14 protein-coding genes and 2 tRNA genes are annotated in these 18,675 nt (G+C 53.6%); 12 read left to right on the top strand and 4 right to left on the bottom strand.

What is annotated here, in order from left to right; translation table 11 throughout:
- Window positions 1-153 precede the first annotated feature (153 nt).
- The 6 genes from ABV300_RS04510 (at window position 154) to ABV300_RS04485 (ending at window position 8,414) form a co-directional block, all read left to right on the top strand.
- Window positions 154-969 (top strand): radical SAM protein, encoded by an 816-nt coding sequence (locus ABV300_RS04510; protein ID WP_353715329.1) that lies wholly within the window; start codon window positions 154-156, stop codon window positions 967-969.
- Window positions 970-983: 14 nt separating this feature from the next.
- Window positions 984-2,486 (top strand): radical SAM protein, encoded by a 1,503-nt coding sequence (locus ABV300_RS04505; protein ID WP_353715328.1) that lies wholly within the window; start codon window positions 984-986, stop codon window positions 2,484-2,486.
- Window positions 2,486-3,964, top strand: a complete 1,479-nt coding sequence (locus ABV300_RS04500; protein ID WP_353715327.1) for a radical SAM protein — start codon at window positions 2,486-2,488, stop codon at window positions 3,962-3,964. The genes ABV300_RS04505 and ABV300_RS04500 overlap by 1 nt, the downstream gene beginning before the upstream one ends.
- A gap of 33 nt (window positions 3,965-3,997) precedes the next feature.
- Window positions 3,998-5,488 (top strand): radical SAM protein, encoded by a 1,491-nt coding sequence (locus ABV300_RS04495; protein ID WP_353715326.1) that lies wholly within the window; start codon window positions 3,998-4,000, stop codon window positions 5,486-5,488.
- Window positions 5,489-5,679: 191 nt separating this feature from the next.
- A complete protein-coding gene (locus tag ABV300_RS04490) occupies window positions 5,680-6,987 on the top strand; it encodes a radical SAM protein (RefSeq protein ID WP_353715325.1) in 1,308 nt (435 codons plus the stop codon).
- Window positions 6,988-7,025: 38 nt separating this feature from the next.
- Entirely contained in the window at window positions 7,026-8,414 is a 1,389-nt protein-coding gene (locus tag ABV300_RS04485; protein WP_353715324.1) for a radical SAM protein, read from the top strand.
- Here ABV300_RS04485 and ABV300_RS04480 read toward each other — a convergent pair.
- Both ABV300_RS04480 and ABV300_RS04475 read right to left on the bottom strand, forming a co-directional pair.
- Window positions 8,406-8,478: transfer RNA gene (locus tag ABV300_RS04480), tRNA-Gly, on the bottom strand. The genes ABV300_RS04485 and ABV300_RS04480 overlap by 9 nt on opposite strands.
- Before the next feature lie 135 nt (window positions 8,479-8,613).
- Window positions 8,614-9,216 (bottom strand): hypothetical protein, encoded by a 603-nt coding sequence (locus tag ABV300_RS04475; RefSeq protein ID WP_353715323.1) that lies wholly within the window; start codon window positions 9,214-9,216, stop codon window positions 8,614-8,616.
- 247 nt (window positions 9,217-9,463) lie between these two features.
- Here ABV300_RS04475 and ABV300_RS04470 point away from each other — a divergent pair, with 247 nt between their 5' ends.
- The 3 genes from ABV300_RS04470 (at window position 9,464) to ABV300_RS04460 (ending at window position 11,558) form a co-directional block, all read left to right on the top strand.
- Window positions 9,464-9,913, top strand: coding sequence for a hypothetical protein (locus ABV300_RS04470; RefSeq protein ID WP_353715322.1), 450 nt, complete (start codon window positions 9,464-9,466; stop codon window positions 9,911-9,913).
- Window positions 9,914-9,974: 61 nt separating this feature from the next.
- Window positions 9,975-10,250 (top strand): hypothetical protein, encoded by a 276-nt coding sequence (locus tag ABV300_RS04465; protein ID WP_353715321.1) that lies wholly within the window; start codon window positions 9,975-9,977, stop codon window positions 10,248-10,250.
- Window positions 10,251-10,478: 228 nt separating this feature from the next.
- Window positions 10,479-11,558: a hypothetical protein gene (locus tag ABV300_RS04460; RefSeq protein WP_353715320.1), complete on the top strand. Its 1,080-nt coding sequence runs from the start codon at window positions 10,479-10,481 to the stop codon at window positions 11,556-11,558.
- An 80-nt stretch (window positions 11,559-11,638) separates the two neighbouring features.
- On the opposite strand, the gene ABV300_RS04455 is transcribed toward ABV300_RS04460, so the two are convergent.
- Both ABV300_RS04455 and ABV300_RS04450 read right to left on the bottom strand, forming a co-directional pair.
- Window positions 11,639-13,201 carry a reductive dehalogenase gene (locus tag ABV300_RS04455; RefSeq protein ID WP_353715319.1) on the bottom strand — a complete coding sequence of 521 codons (1,563 nt, stop codon included), beginning with the start codon at window positions 13,199-13,201 and terminating at the stop codon, window positions 11,639-11,641.
- 234 nt (window positions 13,202-13,435) lie between these two features.
- A tRNA-Met gene (locus ABV300_RS04450) sits at window positions 13,436-13,510 on the bottom strand.
- 157 nt (window positions 13,511-13,667) lie between these two features.
- Between ABV300_RS04450 and ABV300_RS04445 the strand changes: the two genes are divergently transcribed.
- From ABV300_RS04445 to fdhF, 3 genes are read left to right on the top strand one after another with little or no spacing between them, the layout of a single operon-like run.
- Window positions 13,668-14,165: an NAD(P)H-dependent oxidoreductase subunit E gene (locus tag ABV300_RS04445; protein WP_353715318.1), complete on the top strand. Its 498-nt coding sequence runs from the start codon at window positions 13,668-13,670 to the stop codon at window positions 14,163-14,165.
- Complete coding sequence (locus ABV300_RS04440) at window positions 14,153-16,021, top strand: NADH-quinone oxidoreductase subunit NuoF (RefSeq protein ID WP_353715317.1); 1,869 nt, start codon at window positions 14,153-14,155, stop codon at window positions 16,019-16,021. Before ABV300_RS04445 ends, ABV300_RS04440 begins: the two co-directional genes overlap by 13 nt.
- Window positions 16,018-18,675: a formate dehydrogenase subunit alpha gene (fdhF, locus tag ABV300_RS04435; protein WP_353715316.1), complete on the top strand. Its 2,658-nt coding sequence runs from the start codon at window positions 16,018-16,020 to the stop codon at window positions 18,673-18,675. The genes ABV300_RS04440 and fdhF overlap by 4 nt, the downstream gene beginning before the upstream one ends.

Below are 18,675 nucleotides of genomic sequence, written 5' to 3'. Positions count from 1 at the left end.
CGCGGCAAGCTCTGCGGTGGGGGAAACCAGGGAAAGCTGGTTGCGCGACTCAGCCGGCTTGGAAGGTACTGTGGAACCCCTCCCGTGGGCAGCCCTGGGTGTAATCGGGGTTCACCGCCGGGCTTGCCGAACTTAATTGGATAAGAGGGAATAATGCAAACAAACGTCTACAACATCGCTTTTGCTGAATCTACCAAGCAGGCCTACCTTCATTTTTGGGGATGCAATATCAAGTGCAAAGGCTGCGTCTGCCAGAAGGTGGTCTATGACTTCATGCTGGACCGGAATATGCACCTGCACCTGGCGGAACCCAGGGGTCTGGCGGCGGCTCCGGAACGGTTCATAGCACTTAACGACGTCATCGAAACACTGGTTGGTTTGGAAGCTAAGTGGGTACTCTTTGAAGGCCAGGAGGCTTCGCTGGATCCCCAAATGCCGTCCATCGCTGAAGCGCTTCACAGGCATCTTGGAACTACCAACGTACTCCTGACCAATGCCTTTGTCATGCCTGATCTGAGACATTTTGACAAAGTCGCCGTCGGGTTGAAAGCTTTTAACGAAACCCTCCACCGTGAGTATACCGGCGAATCCAACAAAACTATCCTGGAAAACTTCCCCAGAATATTCCACTCAGGTGTTCCGATGATGGCTGAGACGGTGCTCATTCCAGGCTACATCGATTATCAGGAGATAGAACAAATCGCGAAATTCATCGCAAGTGTTGATAAGAACATCCGCTACCAGATTGATGCCTATTTCAAAGCTGGAAATAATCCGTGGCGAAGACCGACGGCAGATGAGGTCGACCGGGCAGTGGAGGCAGCTTCGAAGCACCTGAATAATGTTTACGCATACAAAGGTTCGGAGCCGCGGGAGTTCGGAGTGAAAAGCATTTTCCCGACTGAGGCCGAACTAGATGCCGCCGAATTGGCGCCAGCAGTGGAATCCCGCCACCTGGTGTATGCTTAACTTGAGTGAAAACGATGAGGATCCTTCTTGTTATTCCATCCCGGTCTTACGGTACTATTCCCGGATATACCAAGTTCCCTGATGAAATGCTGTCTATCGGGGGTATGCTTGAGAGCCGCGGTCATCAGGTCAAGCTCGTCGATTGCAACCTCGATAAAAAGCGCCCGGTAGATTTTCTAGATTATAATCCCCAGCTGGTAGGTTTTTGCGTCGCCACAGGCCCGAATATCACCGATGCATTAACTCAGTCGTCTGACTTTAAAAACCTGATCCCCGGGGTAAAGATTGCTTGGGGCTTCCGTCACGCCAGCGCCTACCCTGCAGAGGTGCTAAAGGAATCGTGCGCCGATTATGCCGTGATAGGGCCTGGTGAACTCACTATTGCCGAACTTGCAGATCATCTGGAGAAAAACTCTACCGATTTCTCTTCTATAAAAGGCCTGGCTTTTAAAAACAGCGACGGCATGATTACCATCAATGAACCACGACCCTTTATGGCCGATTTGGATAGCCTGCCGGATCCAGCCTGGCATCTTATCGATGTTAATAGATATTCTGATGTGACCTTGAATACTTCACGCGGCTGCCCTTTCAAATGCACCATCTGTTCTGATCCCACATTCTACGGCGGCAATATGTGCGACCTTTCGGCAGAACGGATCGTTGCCCAAATGGAGATGCTTCACGAAGAGTACGGCATCCAGCATATCTATTTTTCCGGTGAACGTTTTGTTATTAACCGTGAAAGGCTGCATCAGTTTTGCCGGTTGGTGATCCATAAGAAGTGGAAAATCACTTGGAATGCCCCGGTATCAGGCGCTCTTGATGAAGAAACCGTCCGGCTGATGAAAAAGGCTGGTTGCACCTCCGTGCTCTTTGAAATCGAGACCGGCAGCCAGAAGATGCTCTCCTTCATCAACAAAGGTACCGTCTCAGAGATGGAATCCAGCTTCTGGCTACTTGTAAAGCATCATATTATTCCCACCCTTTTCATGATGTACGGGTACCCGACCGAGTCGATTGAGGATTTCAACGAGAGCCTGGCGTTCATGAAGCGCCTCGACTCCCCGCCATATCTGTATATGAAATTTGTGCCTTACCCGGGTACCGTCCTTTTTGATTACTGCCTCGAACACGGGCTATTGAAGACCCCACGGACACTTCAAGAGTGGGCGAACTTCCCCATTCAGTGCGCCAACGAAATTAATTTGTCCCAAGTACCTCAACAAAAGATGGATGAAGCGATGTCGGATTTCAGGCGCAGCTATGCTACACGCCGGGTCCGTTTCATGCTCCGTCATAATCCCGCCTTTTTCTTAGATGCTGTAAAGCGGCCCCGTGAATTTTTCCGGTCGGTATGGGACCTCGGGAAATATTACATCGATATAATTCTCGATCCGACCAACGGCTCTCAGTCATGGCTATCCAAGCTTGTGCGGAAGAATAGGTCCAGCGGCGGATCGGATAATCCCCGCCTGCAACCCAAACAAGTTACCCGAGGGGGAGAGATATCCTGATGAAAGTCCTGCTCGTAACATCAGCGGATAAAGCCTACCGCCATTATTATCAGGCATATACCAACCTGCCCAACGGCCTGTTGTATATCGCCTCATTCCTCGAACGCCACGGCCACCAGGTGCAGATTTATGATGGGTACGTCGACGACCGTGAACCGAAGGACTTCGTCGATTTCAATCCTGATGTCATAGGTTTTTCAGTTATAACGGGACCAAACCTGGCAGGATCACTGATCCAATCGCGTGAATTTAAATCGTTGTTGCCGAAAACAAAGATTGTGTGGGGTAACGTCCATCCATCGATCATGACAACCCAAACACTGCTTGAGGACTGCGTTGACTTTGTTGCCATCGGTGCCGGCGAATACACCATGCTCGAACTCTTGGAACACCTTAGAATCGGTACCCCGGCGCTCGATGAGATCAAAGGACTTGCTTTCCGGCGCGAGGGTGAAATAGTCCTCAACCAGAAACGTGAATTTATCCGGAACCTCGTAGACATGCCTGACCCGGCCTGGCATCTGGTGGACGTAAAGAAATACTCAGGTATAGGCTTAAACACCTCCCGCGGCTGCGCTCACCGCTGCGCTTTTTGCTACAACAAATCCTATAACAAAGATTATATCGGCTATTTGCCAGCAGAGCGCATCATCGAACAGATCCAGCACGTTCAAAAAGAATACGGGGCGAAACATGTCCGCTTCAACGAAGACAATTTCACCTTTAACCGTAAACGTTTGCGCGAATTCTGCCGAATGATTATCGACCGTAAAATAAAAATCAGCTGGTCGTGCGACTCACGCGCCGATCTGTCAGAATCGGACGTCGCCTTGATGAAACGAGCAGGCTGTACTGCCGTCGGTCTTGGATTGGAACACGGCAGCCAGCGTATGCTTGATTTTATCCAGAAGGACATCACCATCCCCGAGATGGAAAGGACTTTTTGGACCCTGGTCAAATACAAGATCCGAACATCGGTGTATATCATGTACGGCTTCCCAACCGAAACACTCGAAGATTTTGGAGCCACTCATGAAATGCTCAAGCGACTCGACAATCCTTACTACATGTATAACCGCTTCGTTCCTTTCCCGGGCAGCGCTTTATTTGAATACTGTGTTGATCATGGTCTTGTAAATCTGCCGGAAAGAATCGAGGAGTGGCCTCCCTATCTTATGCGTTTTTCCAATCAGGTAAATATTTCAGAAGTGCCGGATGATATTATGGCGGAAGCAGCCGCCCGGTGGCGCATGTCCTACGCGGCGCAGCGGTTCCGTTTCACCCTCAAACATAACCCAGCTTACTTTTGGACAGCCATAACCGACCCGAAGAAGTTTTTTCGTGAGCTCTGGGATCTCGCCAAGTTCCACATCCAAGTGAACGGTTACTACAAAGTCGTTAAAAAGACTTTGGCGGCGCCCGAGGCTCCCAAATCAGCAAACGAATATACCAAATCGGCTGCCGCCGTCGCCCGTTGAGAATGCTTGCCAGTTATAGAAAGGCAAAATGAGATGAGAGTACTCCTGGTTAATGCTCCTGCCCTGGACTATATCAAGTATTACAATTCCAATGCGTACACAACATTTGACTACGGCTTGTTGTCAATAGCGGCGGTGCTGGAACAGCACGGCCACAGCGTTCAAGTCTGGGATGGATTCGTTGATTTCCGGAAGGCCAAGGACTTTGTAGCTTTTAATCCCCAGCTAATAGGTTTTTCAGTAATCGCGGGACCGAACATGGAAGGTTCGATTTCGTTGTCGAAAGAATTCCAGGCACTTTTGCCTGGGGTGAAGATCGTCTGGGGGGACGTCCATGCCAGCGTACTGCCAGAACAGACGGTAGCTCCGGAATACATTGATTACGTCGCCGTCGGCGCCGGGGAGTTCACCATGTTGGAACTGGTGCAGCACCTAGAAACGGGAACGCCGGCCTTAACAGAGATCAAGGGCTTGGGCTTCAAAGTAAACGGCCAGCCGGTTATAAATGAGCGGCGACCGTTCATCAAGGATCTGGAAGCGTTGCCCGATCCTGCATGGCATCTAATCGATGTTAAAAAATATTCCACTCCGGGACTTAACACTTCACGTGGCTGCGTCAATCAATGCACTTTTTGTTATAACAAATCATATAATCAAGGCTACACCGGTTGGGTCTCCGCCCAAAAGATAATCAAACAGATAGACCACCTTCAGAATACTTATGGAATCAAATATATCCGGTTTAATGAGGACAACTTCACCTTCAACCGAAAGCGCCTGCGCGAGATCTGCAATTTGTTGATCACCCGCAAGCGCAAGATCAGATGGAGCTGCGACGCCCGGGCTGACCTCTCGGAGGCAGATATAGCATTAATGGCAAAAAGCGGTTGCGTTGATATCGGTTTAGGCATCGAAAGCGGCAGCCCCAGAATGCTGGAGTTCATAAAAAAAGATGTCACCGCAGAGCAAATGGCGGCAACCTTCTGGAATTTTATCAAATACAAAATCCGCACTTCGGTGTACATTCTTTACGGAATGCCGACCGAAACCGTAGAGGATTTCGAGACTACCCAAAGATTCCTAACGGAGAAATTGGACAGACCTTACTACATGTTCCATCGCTATGTACCATTCCCCGGGTCGGCTATGTATGACTACTGCGTCGAACACAATCTGATAAAAGTCCCCACCACCCTTGAAGAGTGGCCGGAGTACGTCAAATATTACGGTCACAAGGCTAATCTTTGCGAAGTGCCGCAGGAAATAATTGAAGCAGCGGTTCTCAAATGGTCGACGACCTATGCAATGCAGCGTTTCCGCTTCACACTGAAACACGATAAATCGTATTTTTGGATCATCTTCAAGAATCCCTTGAAGTTTTTAAAGGAACTCCAGGGTTTGTGGAAGTACCAGGCTCAGGTACACAATTACCATCGGACGGTAGTTAAAGAGCAGCGGGAGAAACTCGTCAATCCTGATGTCCTCTCGCTGTCTCGTTCGGGCAACTCAAAGACGGTCGTATAATCCTGAACCTCGATCGCCGCTTCTCGATTTGAAGACATTGAAAAATGGATCCCCGCGGACGAACGCTTCCCTTGAATTCGTCCGCGGAGAACAACCGCTTCGATACAGCTGGTCCTGTGATATGATGTTCTTTATGTAAGGATATTTGAGGCTTAAACATGTTTACCCCCATACATCAGATGGAGCCGTAAATGAATCTCGTTCTTATTCGGGAATGTTCTAACTCCTGTCCCTATTGCTTCGAAGCAGCCGAAAGGGAAGACCGAAAGCAGGGACTGATCTCCATGGATAATATTGGGCTGTTCGCCAAATGGGCTCGCGCTTCACGGCTCCCCTACCTGTCTTTACTGGGTGGCGAACCGTTCCTGCATCCCAAACTGCCGGACATCGTAAAAATATTCAGGCAACAGTGCCCCGGAACGTCTCTACGCATTTTAACAGGCGGTGTTTTTAACAAGGACATACTCGATAATTTATCCCCAGAGGACGCCGCTTTGGTGTTCAATGTCAATGAGCCAGGTGATTACCGCAACCCCAAGCATTTCACCAAAGTCATCAACAATGTCGAAAACGCGATGCGAAAAGGTTTCAAAGTATCAATCGGTTTTAATGTCTGGCGCTTGGATTTCGACCCAACGTTTATTCCGAGCTTAACGCATCGTCTCGGGTTGGGACATTTCACCTGGACTGTAGCCAACCCAATTAAAGGCTGTGAATCCAAGATCGTCCCGGCAACGGATTTCGGCCTCCTGTCAGACCGCTGTTTTTCAATGCTACAGGAAGCAGCCAGACTTGGTGTCGAAGGTACGCTTGATTGCCCTTTGCCGCTATGTTTTTTCTCGGACTCCCAGTTAGCCTGGGTAAGGCAGTTTCATCCCGAAACCACTTCCGGCATGGGCCCGTGCGACCCCGTACTGGATGTCACCCCGGAACTGGAGGTAATCCGCTGCTTCGCCCTGTCCAAAGCTTCCAGGATCAAACTAATGGATTATCCATCAGAGGAAGCCCTCGAAGAATGGTTTCGAAAACACCTTGATCAAACAATGATGCATGGTGGCTGCTATTCCGCCTGCATCGAATGCGTCCATTTTAAAAAAGGCCGTTGCAATGGCGGCTGCCTGGCCTGGCATCCTGATCCGGATGAAGAACAAAAAACGAGCCTTGAAGTCCGAATGTACCGGGCTATCGAAGCCGGGACACCTCAGGCTGCGGTTGAGATGTTCAATTGCGCCAGCCTGCTTGAAAAAACCGACATGGCTGCGTTCGCCGCCGCTGTAGCAGCTTCGCAGTTGGGCGATTGGGATGCGGCATTCCGCTACGCCTACTTTGCTAATGCCCGAGCCCGTAATCCCGAGTTCATGCGCCGAGTCGGAGCTTTCATCGAGGGTATCCCGGTCAAAGTTCAAATCAGTCCGAGCCAAGCGACAGAAATTCTCTCCGACCAGTTTGTTACCTGCTCAGCATTCAATCATAGCGATACTCAAGCTGACAATAGCTAGGGTAATATTTTTATTAGCAGGGATCCTGCAGCCAACCGATGAGAATCGCTCTGATTATTCCATCCCGAGCTTACCATGGTACGCCCGGGTATGCTGATTTCCCAGATGAACTCCTGTCAGTCGCCGGGACCTTAGAAAGAAGCGGCCACCAAATCACATGCGCCGATTATAACGTCAACCCCGATCCTGACCATGACAAGATAGCCGCATTCAATCCTGGGATCGCGGTTTTTTATGTCGGCACAGGGCCGGAAATAGCCGACGCCGCAGCCAGATCTCAATCGCTGAAAAAGGCCATCGTCAACGTCAAGATTGTCTGGATCGGCTGCCATCCTACCGTTTTCCCGAATCAAACCCTGCACGAAGAATTTGTTGATTTTATCGTCATCGGGTGCGCCGAGAAGCCGGTCAATGAACTCGCTTCATGCATCGAACAAGGGAAAGATTTTTCAGCGATACGCGGATTGGGGTTTAAAGGCACTTCAGCCGCGACGGCGGTCAACCCACCCGATGCTAATATCGATCCTGATGGTTTACCTGACCCGGCATGGCATTTGGCCGATGTCCGGCGCTATCCTGACGTCAACTTAAATACCGCCCGCGGCGGGCTATACGCCTGTACTTTTTTCAGCGACTCCGCCGGTGATGCCGGTAAGACTGTGACTCCATCCCGCCTCGCCCGACAAATGCAGGACCTCGCCCGGAACCACGGTGTGAAAAGCGTCTATCTGTCCGGAGTGGGTTTAACCGGAAACCCGGACAACCTGCGCCGGTTCTGTCAGGCGTTAATCGGCCTCGGCCTGAAATTGCCCTGGAGATTGCCTGTTTCCCGGGAGCTTGATGACGAGACGGCCCGATTGATGGCCAAAGCCGGCTGTACCTCGGTGTTGCTGGATGTCGGCAGCGGCAGTCCGAGGCTCCGGGACTTCATCGGCAAGGGCGACATCAGCGCGGTGGAGCGGACATTTCATCGGCTGGTTCGCCGCCGCATCGTCCCCACGCTATACGTTAACTACGACTACCCCGGTGAGACCGAACCTGATTTTAAGGCCACCCTCGACCTGATTCGCCGGCTGGATTATCCGCCCTGCCTGTTACTCAAGTTCATTCCCTACCCCGGAACCGACCTTTACGAGTATTGCCGCCGTGAATCTCTCATCCAGATACCGGAAACCCTGGAAAGCTGGTCTGATTTTGCAGCCGACTGCATGCGGCGGAGTTTCAGCCAGGTATCCCGCGAGTTGTTGAACAGCACGCTGGCGAATTACCGCAAATCTTACGCCGCGCGCCGGGTGAGGTTCATGCTCCGGCATAATCCGGTGTATTTTATCTCGGTGATCAGCAGGCCGCGGGAGTTTTACCGCAGGCTGAAGGAATTGGTCAGCTACTGGCTGGGGATTGTCTCAGAAAAAAGAAAAAGCGGGTGACGAGATTCGAACTCGCGACAACCTGCTTGGGAAGCAGGCACTCTGCCAGCTGAGTTACACCCGCGCAGTTTCAATTTTAACTTGATGGAAGACAAGTTGTAAAGCCAACTGCAAGGGCAATTTCGCTAGAACACTTCGAATGAGTTTTTAAGGAACGAATTAGAAAAGCCAGCTTTGAGACAAACGTGGTTTTCGTTTCTTAGGTCGAATCATTTCCATTTACATATTCCGGACTCCAAGGATCCCCAGGGGTGCCTGTCAACGCACCGATGTCTACGCCTTGTTGCTGAAGCCTTAGACCTTCTTCATAGCGTCCACAATGGCGCCCTTCGGTTCCACGCGGACACCAAGCCATCCATTTTAAGATCTTACTCGCTTTTTCCGCTCTACCTTGACCGGCGTTGTTGTCGGTTATTTTACGATCCTTCTCAAGACGGTTGATTAGGTTGATGAGACGGGCGATAAGAGCGACGTCAGGCTTAGCCGCTCTCAGCATTTCTGCCAGTTTGCAGCGTAAGAGAATGGTTTCCTGGGAAGTACCACCCAACTCTGAGGCTGATTCGAACAATCGGCGTTCACGGGCGTTCATATGTTCAGCATAGAATCCGTGTTTACGAGCATTCTGGTTGCCAGGCTGTCCACCACGCTGCCGTGGTGGACAGCCTGATTCTTGTATTGTCCCTGGTGGAGGCGACGCTTGTTTGTTGGCAGCGCGTTCGCGCTGCCAAGCGGCTGATGTGTCAAGGGAAACCGGGGTATTAGCTAAAGGATCAAATTTAGACGGGCTGCTGTTTTCATTCATGATGCTATTGTAGCACACGTGTTCCCTTCCCCTGTCAAGCGACTTTTGTCGTTTTTCCTTAATATCTTTTTAAATTCATACCGATTAAGTATTGTAACCTCTTGGCGAAAGGAGTATTATGTGCGCAAATCCATCTCAAAGTTGTGCCCCTGGGCGCGCTCTTTTTACATCGCACAAGCCGGTCGGTCTGGGGCAACTGAAAAACTCCTTAATGAACAAAACATTACTCCTAAAGAAAGGATTTGACATGAAAAAACGAATTGTATCTATTGCCTTTTGTTTTGCCCTTCTAGCAATCATGGTAATGCCAACTTTTTCTGCTGCTGATACTACTGTGACCGGTAGCACTGCGTCCTCCTACACAATCTCGACGACCGCTCAATTCGGCGCTATGCCCGCTTCGAGCGTAAAAACGCTTACAGGGGTTGTCACTGCTACATATGATTCTACTGTGACAGTTACAGTTGCAAATACAACCGCTGCTTATGTAACTGGGTGCTTAACGAAGCTAGAATACATGGACGGAGTTACGTCAAAAATTACGATCACCGCGCCTGGTACTTCAGGTGCTGGTCAAGCGTATACCATTTCGGGTACGGCAACTATGTTAGAGAACGATGAATGGGATCTTAAAGCAACCACGGGTGGCACTATTGGAGTATGGGACGACATAGTGATCACTCTAACGATAAGCTAGCTTGTTTTACTTGGAAGGAGAGCTTCAGCTCTCCTTCCAAGCTATTTGAACTGAGGTTAGGTTGGTCAACAAATACACCTTCTTAAGCGTGATGTTGCTATTCATCATGATGGGTATCACCGGGTGTGTGACCGGTAGTACCGAAAATACTAGCGCACCCACTGAAAATATTCCAACTAAACCCACCGTTCTTCACGAGCAGGATGTTAAGGTCATAATCGGGGAGAACATTGTCCTCGGTAAAATAACCGATGAATTAGCTGATCTCGGGACAATAAAAAAGGGGATAAAGCCTCTTTTACAATTGGGGTCACCAACCCTGATGCCCATAAGTTGATCATATCTGTACGGGTTACGGGTACGATTTCGCAAGTGGTAACGTTCAACTTCACGCCGACTATTGAACCCAAAACAAATGGGATTATTACCGTTAACATACGAGGAGAAATATTGGGCTCGTATTTTGGTACGATCTTGGTGGAGCGGGTGAGTGAATCCTAGACGTTTCTTTTATTGGTTATTTATTCCACTCGCTCTTCTACTCTTTATCCCAACAACTCATCTGTTGGCCGAAGATACTGAGGTAGTCGTTTCTGGCTCGACAGTTGGTTCCGCGGGGGGCGGCGGTGGTGGAGGAGGCGGAGGCGGAGGCTTCGGGTCCCAGCTCGTTGGTATCGGGCTTGCCGGCACCTCCCCTTGGATGGATGGCAACGGCAAGGCCATCACCGCCGGTACCGTGGCCACACCGGACGGAACGCTCACCCTGAACATTCCCATCGGCACCTTTGTCTGGAACGCCGCCGGCGCGGCGCAGCCCTTCCTTTCGGCGGTGCCCTTGACCGATCCTCCGGCGAGCCCGGATAAGAACATACTGGTCTTTGCTTACGAAATGGGCCCGACCGGCGTCACCTTCAACCCGGCCATCTCGATGACCTTCAAGTACACCGACGCCCAGGTGCCGCCGGGGACCCGCGAAGTCGATCTGGTCATCGCCTGGTGGAACGGCTCCCAGTGGGTGATGCTGACCGGTGTTGTGGATACGGAGGCTAACACCGTCACGGCATCGGTGTCTCACTTCACTGCCTTCGCCCTGTTTGCCCCGGCGCCGCCGCCGCCTCCACCGCCGACACTTAAGATCAATACCCCGGCGGCAGGGTCCTCTTTCGAAGCGGGAACCGTCAGCGTCTCAATCAGCGCCGGCAACCTGAAACTCATCAGCGGCCAGAGTGCCAACATCCCCGGCGAAGGACGGGCGATCTACTATCTCGATGTCAGCATACCGACAGCACCGGGCCAGTCAGCACTGACCGCGCCGGGGACTTATGTCGAAAGCGCGCTCACTTCCTACACCTGGAACAACCTGGCGCCCGGAACTCACACCATCGGCGTGCAATTAGTGCAGAATGACCGGACGCCGTTCAATCCGCCGGTCTATGCGTCAGTGTCGGTGACGATTGCCCAACCGCCGCCTCCGACGACGACGGCGGCTGTCCCGATTCCAACCGCAACCGTTGGACCGACACCGAAACCCGGATCCAACTTGACGACCATCTTGATCGTTTCGGTCGTAGTGGCACTGGCCCTCGGCGGGTTCCTGTACTGGAGACTGCGCCGGCCGGTGGGGTTGAAGTACACTAACCGTTAATTAAACGCCGTGTCGCGAAAACAAGAGAGGGGGCTGATTGGAATCAGCCCCCTCTCCCATATTGACTGTTATGGCAGGCCTTACTTGTATCCGCCGTGCTGGGCGCCGACGATGCTGTTGATGTTGTATGCCGGCAGCGACATATCCCACCACAATTCTTTTTCTTCGCCTTCGACCACCCCGTAGCCGAACGCCTCATGCATTGAGGCGAAGAAGCTGTTGAAAATACCGATATTGGCCGCGGTGGCTTTCACGATGTCGTGCACCATCGCACCTCGTGGGCTGTTGAAGACGCAGGACGGGAAGCAGCGCAAACAGTTATCGACCGTTCGCCGGTATCCCCAGCAGGTGATCATATCGGTCCAGTACGTCTTCCGCCCGGTTTTATAGTAGTCAGATTCGCCCGGGGTCGGCTTGTCCCACCCCAGGCCCGGCAGGGCCGGATCCTTCGGCGTGATGGATGACGGGTAAGGTTCATAGGAAGGCTCCCGGTCGCCTTTATGCTCGATAGAGTTCGAGGGGCAGGCGTTGGCGCACTGGCCGCAGCTGTGGCAGAAATTCCACATACCGGCGTCAATGGGTTTGCTGGGCGCCAGCGGCAGGTCGGTGATCAGGTGGAAGAAGCCGCACCAGGCGCCGAATTCCGGGCTGAGGGCCATAATGGTGTGACGGCCGTTCTCGGCCAGGCCTTGAAGCACCGCGTCGGCGCCGGTAGGGATGGCGCGGTAGTTGGTGTCGCTGTAGCCGTGATAACCGAGACCCCGCAAGAATTCCAGGGTGCAGTAGGTTACGTGCTCGTCGCGGCGATAGCGGCTGGTATTGGCGGCGCCCATGAGTTGAGAATGAGCCGTTTTGGCCATTTCCTGAGGCATGGGCATGGACCAGGTGACGATATATAGGGGCACCTTGCTCGGCAGCACGTGCTTGCCGGTCTTTTCATCTACATAGCCGACCGGTACATCTTCGAATACCTGGGGCTTGATAACAGTGTCCGGCGGGGGGAATTTCGGCGGGTAGAAGGCGGTCGAGATATTGTCGCCATGGGTGCCGACCAGTTTCAGGTGATCGTCGTGAAGTTCACCGAAAGACACATCGGAGGCGCCGTAGGCGATCATGGCAGAACGAAGCATTTTGGCCGCCTCGTCGGCGGAGCCGGTCCACTTCGGGACGCCCAACTGCTCAGGCGTTGAAACGCGTTGATACCCCAAATATGCTTTGTTTGATGAAGGACCGCCGGTAACCCGCCAAGAACCGAACCCGAAACCCAGCGGACCTTCCCAGGTGCCAGCCGCCGAGGAAAAGGCGACATCGCGGAGCTGGTATCCGGGCTCGTTATTCTTTAATCGTTCGGTCGTGCTGGGCAGGGTTTGAGCATTGTAATCCGACAAACCGAAGTACCGGGCGACGATGGCGGCGGACTGGGTGCTGTGAAAGCCGTGATGCCGGGCCATCATCTGCCAGTCAATATCCACCGTTGGGTGATCCACTTCTTTTACCCACCAGGCTCGCTTCCGGGTGTTATTGGGGGCAGCGGATAGCTCATCGATGTCGTGGAAAGCTGGCGCCACCGCGGAGGCGGCGCCGACAAGACCTAAGCCTTTCATGAAATCCCTGCGACTGAGTGTTGAATGAAACCTGCTCACTTTTCCCTCCTCTTATTGTTTTCCTGCGTCGTCCCTGCATTACATTAATTATGACCCGACTTGAAACCTACAGCATTTCCCGATAACAGTAAATTCGTATTTCTACCGATTTATTTTTATTAATCCTCAAATCAATTCGTGTATTAATAATCATTAATACTAAAGAATTAACAAAGCCCAATATCGGGCTTAAAAAAGAAAAGCCCCTCAAATGAGGGGCTTTATATTCAGAATTGGTAGCGGGGATAGGATTCGAACCTATGACCTTCGGGTTATGAGCCCGACGAGCTGCCACTGCTCCACCCCGCGGCGACTGAGAGGTTTATTATCCCATTCCTGGCCATCGGTGTCAATTCTACAGGCTGGGGGCGCTGCGGCTTTCGTTTGCCGTGAAATGGCCTGAAAGACTATAATTACCCGTCCCTCACATGAAATTGCGGGTTGGCCTGCCGCCCGGAAGGTAGAAATGGCCGCCGACTTCGGCTCCAGTTCAATTGAGATTCCGCGCCTGCTCGCCGGCTTCCGGCGCGACCAGTCCAATCTGATTCCCTTGCTTCAGTCATTGCAGCAAGCCATCGGCTATTTACCAGCGGAAGCTATCACTGCCGCCGCAGAACATCTCGGGTTGTCGGAAACAACGGTCTTCAGCGTGGCTTCTTTTTACACCCAATTCAAATTTCAGCCGCCAGGCCGGGACAAGATCAAGGTTTGCCGCGGCACCGCCTGCCATGTCGGCGGCGGCGAGAGGATCATAGCCGAGTTGCAGCGCGACCTCGGTATCAAGCCGGGGGAAACCACTCCCGGAGGGGAGTATTCGCTCGATACCGTCGCGTGCGTCGGTGCCTGCGCCCTGGCGCCGGTGGTCATCATCAACGACGATATTTTCGGCCGCGCTTCCCCGAGGCAAATCATCGATGAATTAGCGAATCATAAACCGGGAGCCGGGTGCCCATGCCGGGATTGACCGCTTTCACCACGCTCCAGGCTGAAGCCAAGCGTTCCTGGCAGGAGTTGATTGAAAGCCGAACGCCTCATATCCTCATTGGCACGGCGACCTGCGGCAAGGTCTCCGGGGCAATGAGCGTCTACGAAGCGATAACCGCCACGCTTGAACGACTGGGCATCAAAGCCACGGTGACCCAGGTAGGCTGCTTCGGCATGTGCTATGCCGAACCTACCATGGACATCGCCCTGCCGGGACAACCACGCATCAGCTACGGATTCATGACGCCCGAAAAAGCCAGCCGTATCATCGAAGATTATATAATTCATCACAATCCGCGGCCTGACCTGGCGCTTTGCACAATCGGCGACGGCCGAATCGAAGGTATTACACCCTTCGATGACATGCCGATGCTCAAGGGGCAACACCGTATCGCTATACGGAATTGCGGTCATATCAATCCGCTGCGCATCAATCATTATATCGCCCGCAACGGCTACGCAGGTTTGTCCCGCGCTCTTTCGACAATGACTCCCCAAACGGTCATCGATGAGATTCTTAAATCCGGGCTGCGCGGGCGCGGCGGAGCCGGCTTTGCTACCGGTCAGAAATGGCAGTACTGCCGCGACGCCGCGGCCACGCCGAAATACGTGGTATGCAATGCCGACGAGGGCGATCCCGGCGCTTTCATGGACCGCTCCATACTGGAGGGCGACCCTCATTCTGTTGTCGAAGGGCTGACGATTGCGGCCCACGCCATCGGCGCCGCTGAGGGTTTCATCTATGTCCGCGCCGAGTATCCCCTGGCGGTGACCACCATTAAACACGCCGTGGCGCAGGCTCGGGAGTACGGTTTGCTCGGACAGAATATCATGGGTTCAGGCTTCGATTTCGACATTCACATTAAAGAGGGCGCCGGAGCTTTCGTCTGCGGCGAGGAAACGGCGCTGATGGCGAGCATAGAAGGCAAGCGGGGGTTGCCTCGTACCAGACCCCCCTTTCCAGCAACCTCCGGTCTCTGGGGGAAACCCACCTGCATCAATAATGTAAAAACGCTGGCCATGGCAGCCTACATACTGGCCGAGGGGGCCGATAAGTTCGCCGCGATTGGAACGGAGAGAAGCAAAGGGACGTGCGTCTTCGCCCTGGCCGGGAACATCAATCACATGGGTCTGGTTGAGGTGCCGATGGGCACGCCGCTCTCGGAAGTCATTTACGGCATCGGCGGCGGCATCGCCGAGAGCAAACCTCTCAAGGCGGTACAGATCGGCGGCCCGTCGGGTGGCTGTTTGCCGGCTAATTTGATTTCAACCGGCCTTGATTACGAGTCTTTGGCAAAATCCGGCGCCATCATGGGTTCGGGCGGCTTGATCGTCATGGACGAAGACAATTGCATGGTCGATGTCGCCCGATATTTTCTCTCATTCGTCCAGGCCGAATCCTGCGGTAAATGCACGCCCTGCCGGCTGGGAACAAGGCAGATGCTCGATATCCTGGAACGGATCACCCGGGGTGAAGGTCAGCCGGCAGATATTGACAGGCTTCAAGAACTGGCCAAGCAGATAAAGATTTCATCATTGTGCGCCCTCGGCGGAACGTCTCCCAATCCCGTCCTGACGACCCTAAAATATTTTCTGAATGAATATGAAGCCCACATAAACGAAGGGCGGTGTCCGGCCGGAGTCTGTAAAGCTCTGATCACTTATTCTATCGTGAGCGACAAATGCCCTGGCTGCCGCAAATGCGTCAAACCCTGCCCGGCCGGGGCGATAAGCTTTGTCGCCAAGGGACAGCCGGTGCTCCTTGACGAAAAACTGTGTAATCGGTGCGGGGTTTGCCGCGATGTCTGTAAATTAGGCGCGGTGGCCGTGTCATGATCAGAATAACCATCGATGAACGGGAGATCCGCGCCGTTGAAGGGCAAACCGTTTTAGAGGCGGCGCGGGAGGCCGGCATTTACGTCCCCACCCTGTGCTCCTCTCCTGATTTGAAGCCCTACGGCGGCTGCCGCCTCTGCGTGGTTGAAATCGATCGAATGCGCGGCTTGCCAACTGCCTGCACCACTCCGGTGGCTGAGGGGATGACCGTCCGTACCGACACCCCGGCGGTAAGAGACGCCCGCCTGGCAGTGCTGGACCTGATTCTAGCCGAGCACCCTTTAGACTGCCTGACCTGTGTCAAGAACCAGCGGTGTGAACTCCAACAGGTTACAGCGCGGCTCGGCTTCACCGACCGCCAGTTACCCCGCCGCAGCCGCGTCCAGGCGATCGATGATTCGAACCCTTTCTTCCGCCTTGACCGCAATTACTGCATCCTCTGCGCGCGGTGTACCCGCGCCTGCGATGAAATCTCAGGCAATAACGCTATCGAAATAACCGGCCGGGGTTACGATTCCAGGGTCGGCACCGCCTCCGACCGGCCGATCACCGAAACTAATTGCCGCAGCTGCGGCGAATGCGTCGTCCGCTGCCCCGTGGCGGCGCTCGCGCCGAAACTGGACGTCCTGGCTGACAATGAGCAGGCCACCATCTGCCCGTACTGCGGCGTCGGCTGCGGTCTGATCCTGAAAACCAGAGGCGCCAGGATTGTCAGCATCTCCGGCGACAGTTCGAATCCTGTCTCTAAAGGCCGGCTCTGCGTCAAAGGCCGATACGGTGTCACGGGTTTTGTTCATCACCCGGACAGGCTTACAGAACCTCAGGTCAGGAAGAACGGCGTCTTCATGCCGGTTCCCTGGGATGAAGCTCTGGAGACCGTCTGCTCACGGCTGGCTCAGTACAAGCCTTCCGAGGTAGCGGTCATCTCGTCGGCCAAGGCCACCAACGAAGAGAATTACCTGATTCAAAAACTAGCCCGGGCGGTTCTGGAAACGAATTCAGTCGACCACTGCGCCCGGCTTTGCCACGCGCCTACTGTAGCCGGGCTAGCCGCCGCTTTCGGCTCCGGGGCGATGACCAATTCCATCGGGGATCTAAAAAACGCGGCGTGTTTTTTCATTATCGGCGCCAACACCTCGGAAAGCCACCCCATTATCGGCTTCGATCTGAAACAGGCAATTAAGAACGGAGCCCGGTTGATCGTCGCCAACCCGGTGCCAGTGCCCCTGGCCAGCAGGGCCGACATCTACCTCCAGCACACTCCTGGCAGCGATGTCATGCTCCTTTCTGCCATGTGCAAAGTAATCATCACCGAAGATTTGCTCGATCATACTTTCATCCAGGAACGCACCGAAGGTTTCGTGGAACTTGCCGCCTCCCTGGCGGATTTCAGCCTGGACCAGGCCGCCGAGACATGCGGGGTGCCGCTGGCGGATATTAAAGCGGCCGCCAGATTGTACGCCTCCAGCCAGCCGTCTGCCATTCTGTATGCTATGGGAATTACCCAACATTCTCACGGTACCGATAATGTCCTGGCTGTTGCCAACCTGGCGATGTTGACAGGCAATATCGGCAAACCCGGCGGTGGGGTCAATCCGCTCCGCGGCCAGAACAACGTCCAGGGAGCCTGCGATATGGGCGCTCTGCCCGATGTCTATCCCGGTTATCAGAAGGTCAGCGATGCCGCCACTCGCCGCAAGTTCGAATCAGCCTGGGGGGTGAAATTGCCTTACCGGCGCGGTCTGACCGTACCGGAGATACTGGATTCTATAGACCGGGGTAAAATCAAAGCTCTCTATATTGTCGGTGAAAACCTGACTCTATCCGAGCCGGATAGCGGCCGGGTACGGCGGACGCTTTCAAAGCTGGAATTCATGGCAGTCCAGGATATCTTCAGAACCGAAACTGCTGAACTCGGGCATGTGATTCTAGCCGCGGCCAGCTTCGCTGAAAAAGAGGGGACCTTCACCAACACCGAACGGCGGGTTCAGCGGCTCAGACAGGCGATTCAGCCGGCCGGTGAATCCAAGCCGGACTGGTGGATTACCGCCGAACTGGGTAAGCGGCTGGGCGGCAAGGGATTCGACTACTCCGGTCCTGAACAAATTTTCAGCGAAATGCACGCCCTAACCCCATCTTACGGCGGAATAACCTATCAGAGACTTAAAAACGTGGGGTTGCAGTGGCCGTGCCCTGACGAGGGCCATCCCGGCACGCCGATTCTTCACACGAAACAGTTTGTCCGCGGCAGGGGCATTTTTAAACCGGTCGGCTATCTTCCACCCGCTGAACAGCTGGACGCTGATTTCCCCTTCATCCTGACCACCGGCCGCAGCCCGTATCACTTCCACACCGGTACCATGACCCGGCGGGTGACCGGTCTTAAGACTCTTCAGCCGCGGGAAATCCTGGAGATAGCATCGCTCGATGCCACCAGTCTATGCATATCCCCCGGCGATGTGGTAAGAGTGACCTCCCGCAGGGGAGCGGTGACCGCCGAGGCGAGAATCAACCGTCGTTTGAAACCAGGTGTGGTGTTCATGAGCTTCCATTTCCCGGAGACCAACACTAATATCATAACCAACCCGACCTCCGACCCGTTATCCGGAACTCCAGAGTTGAAAGTGGCCGCGGTCCGCCTGGAAAAAGTGTAG

The sequence above is a fragment of the Dehalogenimonas sp. 4OHTPN genome (assembly GCF_040448695.1).
In the GTDB taxonomy this organism is placed as follows: domain Bacteria; phylum Chloroflexota; class Dehalococcoidia; order Dehalococcoidales; family Dehalococcoidaceae; genus Dehalogenimonas.
Note: the sequence above shows the minus strand (reverse complement) of the source record. Positions and strands in the feature narration are given on the sequence as shown.

What these genes read in the sequence shown, in the direction of transcription:
- ABV300_RS04510 (WP_353715329.1), top strand. Translation starts at nt 154, where the DNA reads ATGCAAACAAACGTCTACAACATCGCTTTTGCTGAATCTACCAAGCAG.
- ABV300_RS04505 (WP_353715328.1), top strand. Translation starts at nt 984, where the DNA reads ATGAGGATCCTTCTTGTTATTCCATCCCGGTCTTACGGTACTATTCCC.
- ABV300_RS04500 (WP_353715327.1), top strand. Translation starts at nt 2,486, where the DNA reads ATGAAAGTCCTGCTCGTAACATCAGCGGATAAAGCCTACCGCCATTAT.
- ABV300_RS04495 (WP_353715326.1), top strand. Translation starts at nt 3,998, where the DNA reads ATGAGAGTACTCCTGGTTAATGCTCCTGCCCTGGACTATATCAAGTAT.
- ABV300_RS04490 (WP_353715325.1), top strand. Translation starts at nt 5,680, where the DNA reads ATGAATCTCGTTCTTATTCGGGAATGTTCTAACTCCTGTCCCTATTGC.
- ABV300_RS04485 (WP_353715324.1), top strand. Translation starts at nt 7,026, where the DNA reads ATGAGAATCGCTCTGATTATTCCATCCCGAGCTTACCATGGTACGCCC.
- ABV300_RS04475 (WP_353715323.1), bottom strand. Translation starts at nt 9,216, where the DNA reads ATGAATGAAAACAGCAGCCCGTCTAAATTTGATCCTTTAGCTAATACC.
- ABV300_RS04470 (WP_353715322.1), top strand. Translation starts at nt 9,464, where the DNA reads ATGAAAAAACGAATTGTATCTATTGCCTTTTGTTTTGCCCTTCTAGCA.
- ABV300_RS04445 (WP_353715318.1), top strand. Translation starts at nt 13,668, where the DNA reads ATGGCCGCCGACTTCGGCTCCAGTTCAATTGAGATTCCGCGCCTGCTC.
- ABV300_RS04440 (WP_353715317.1), top strand. Translation starts at nt 14,153, where the DNA reads ATGCCGGGATTGACCGCTTTCACCACGCTCCAGGCTGAAGCCAAGCGT.
- fdhF (WP_353715316.1), top strand. Translation starts at nt 16,018, where the DNA reads ATGATCAGAATAACCATCGATGAACGGGAGATCCGCGCCGTTGAAGGG.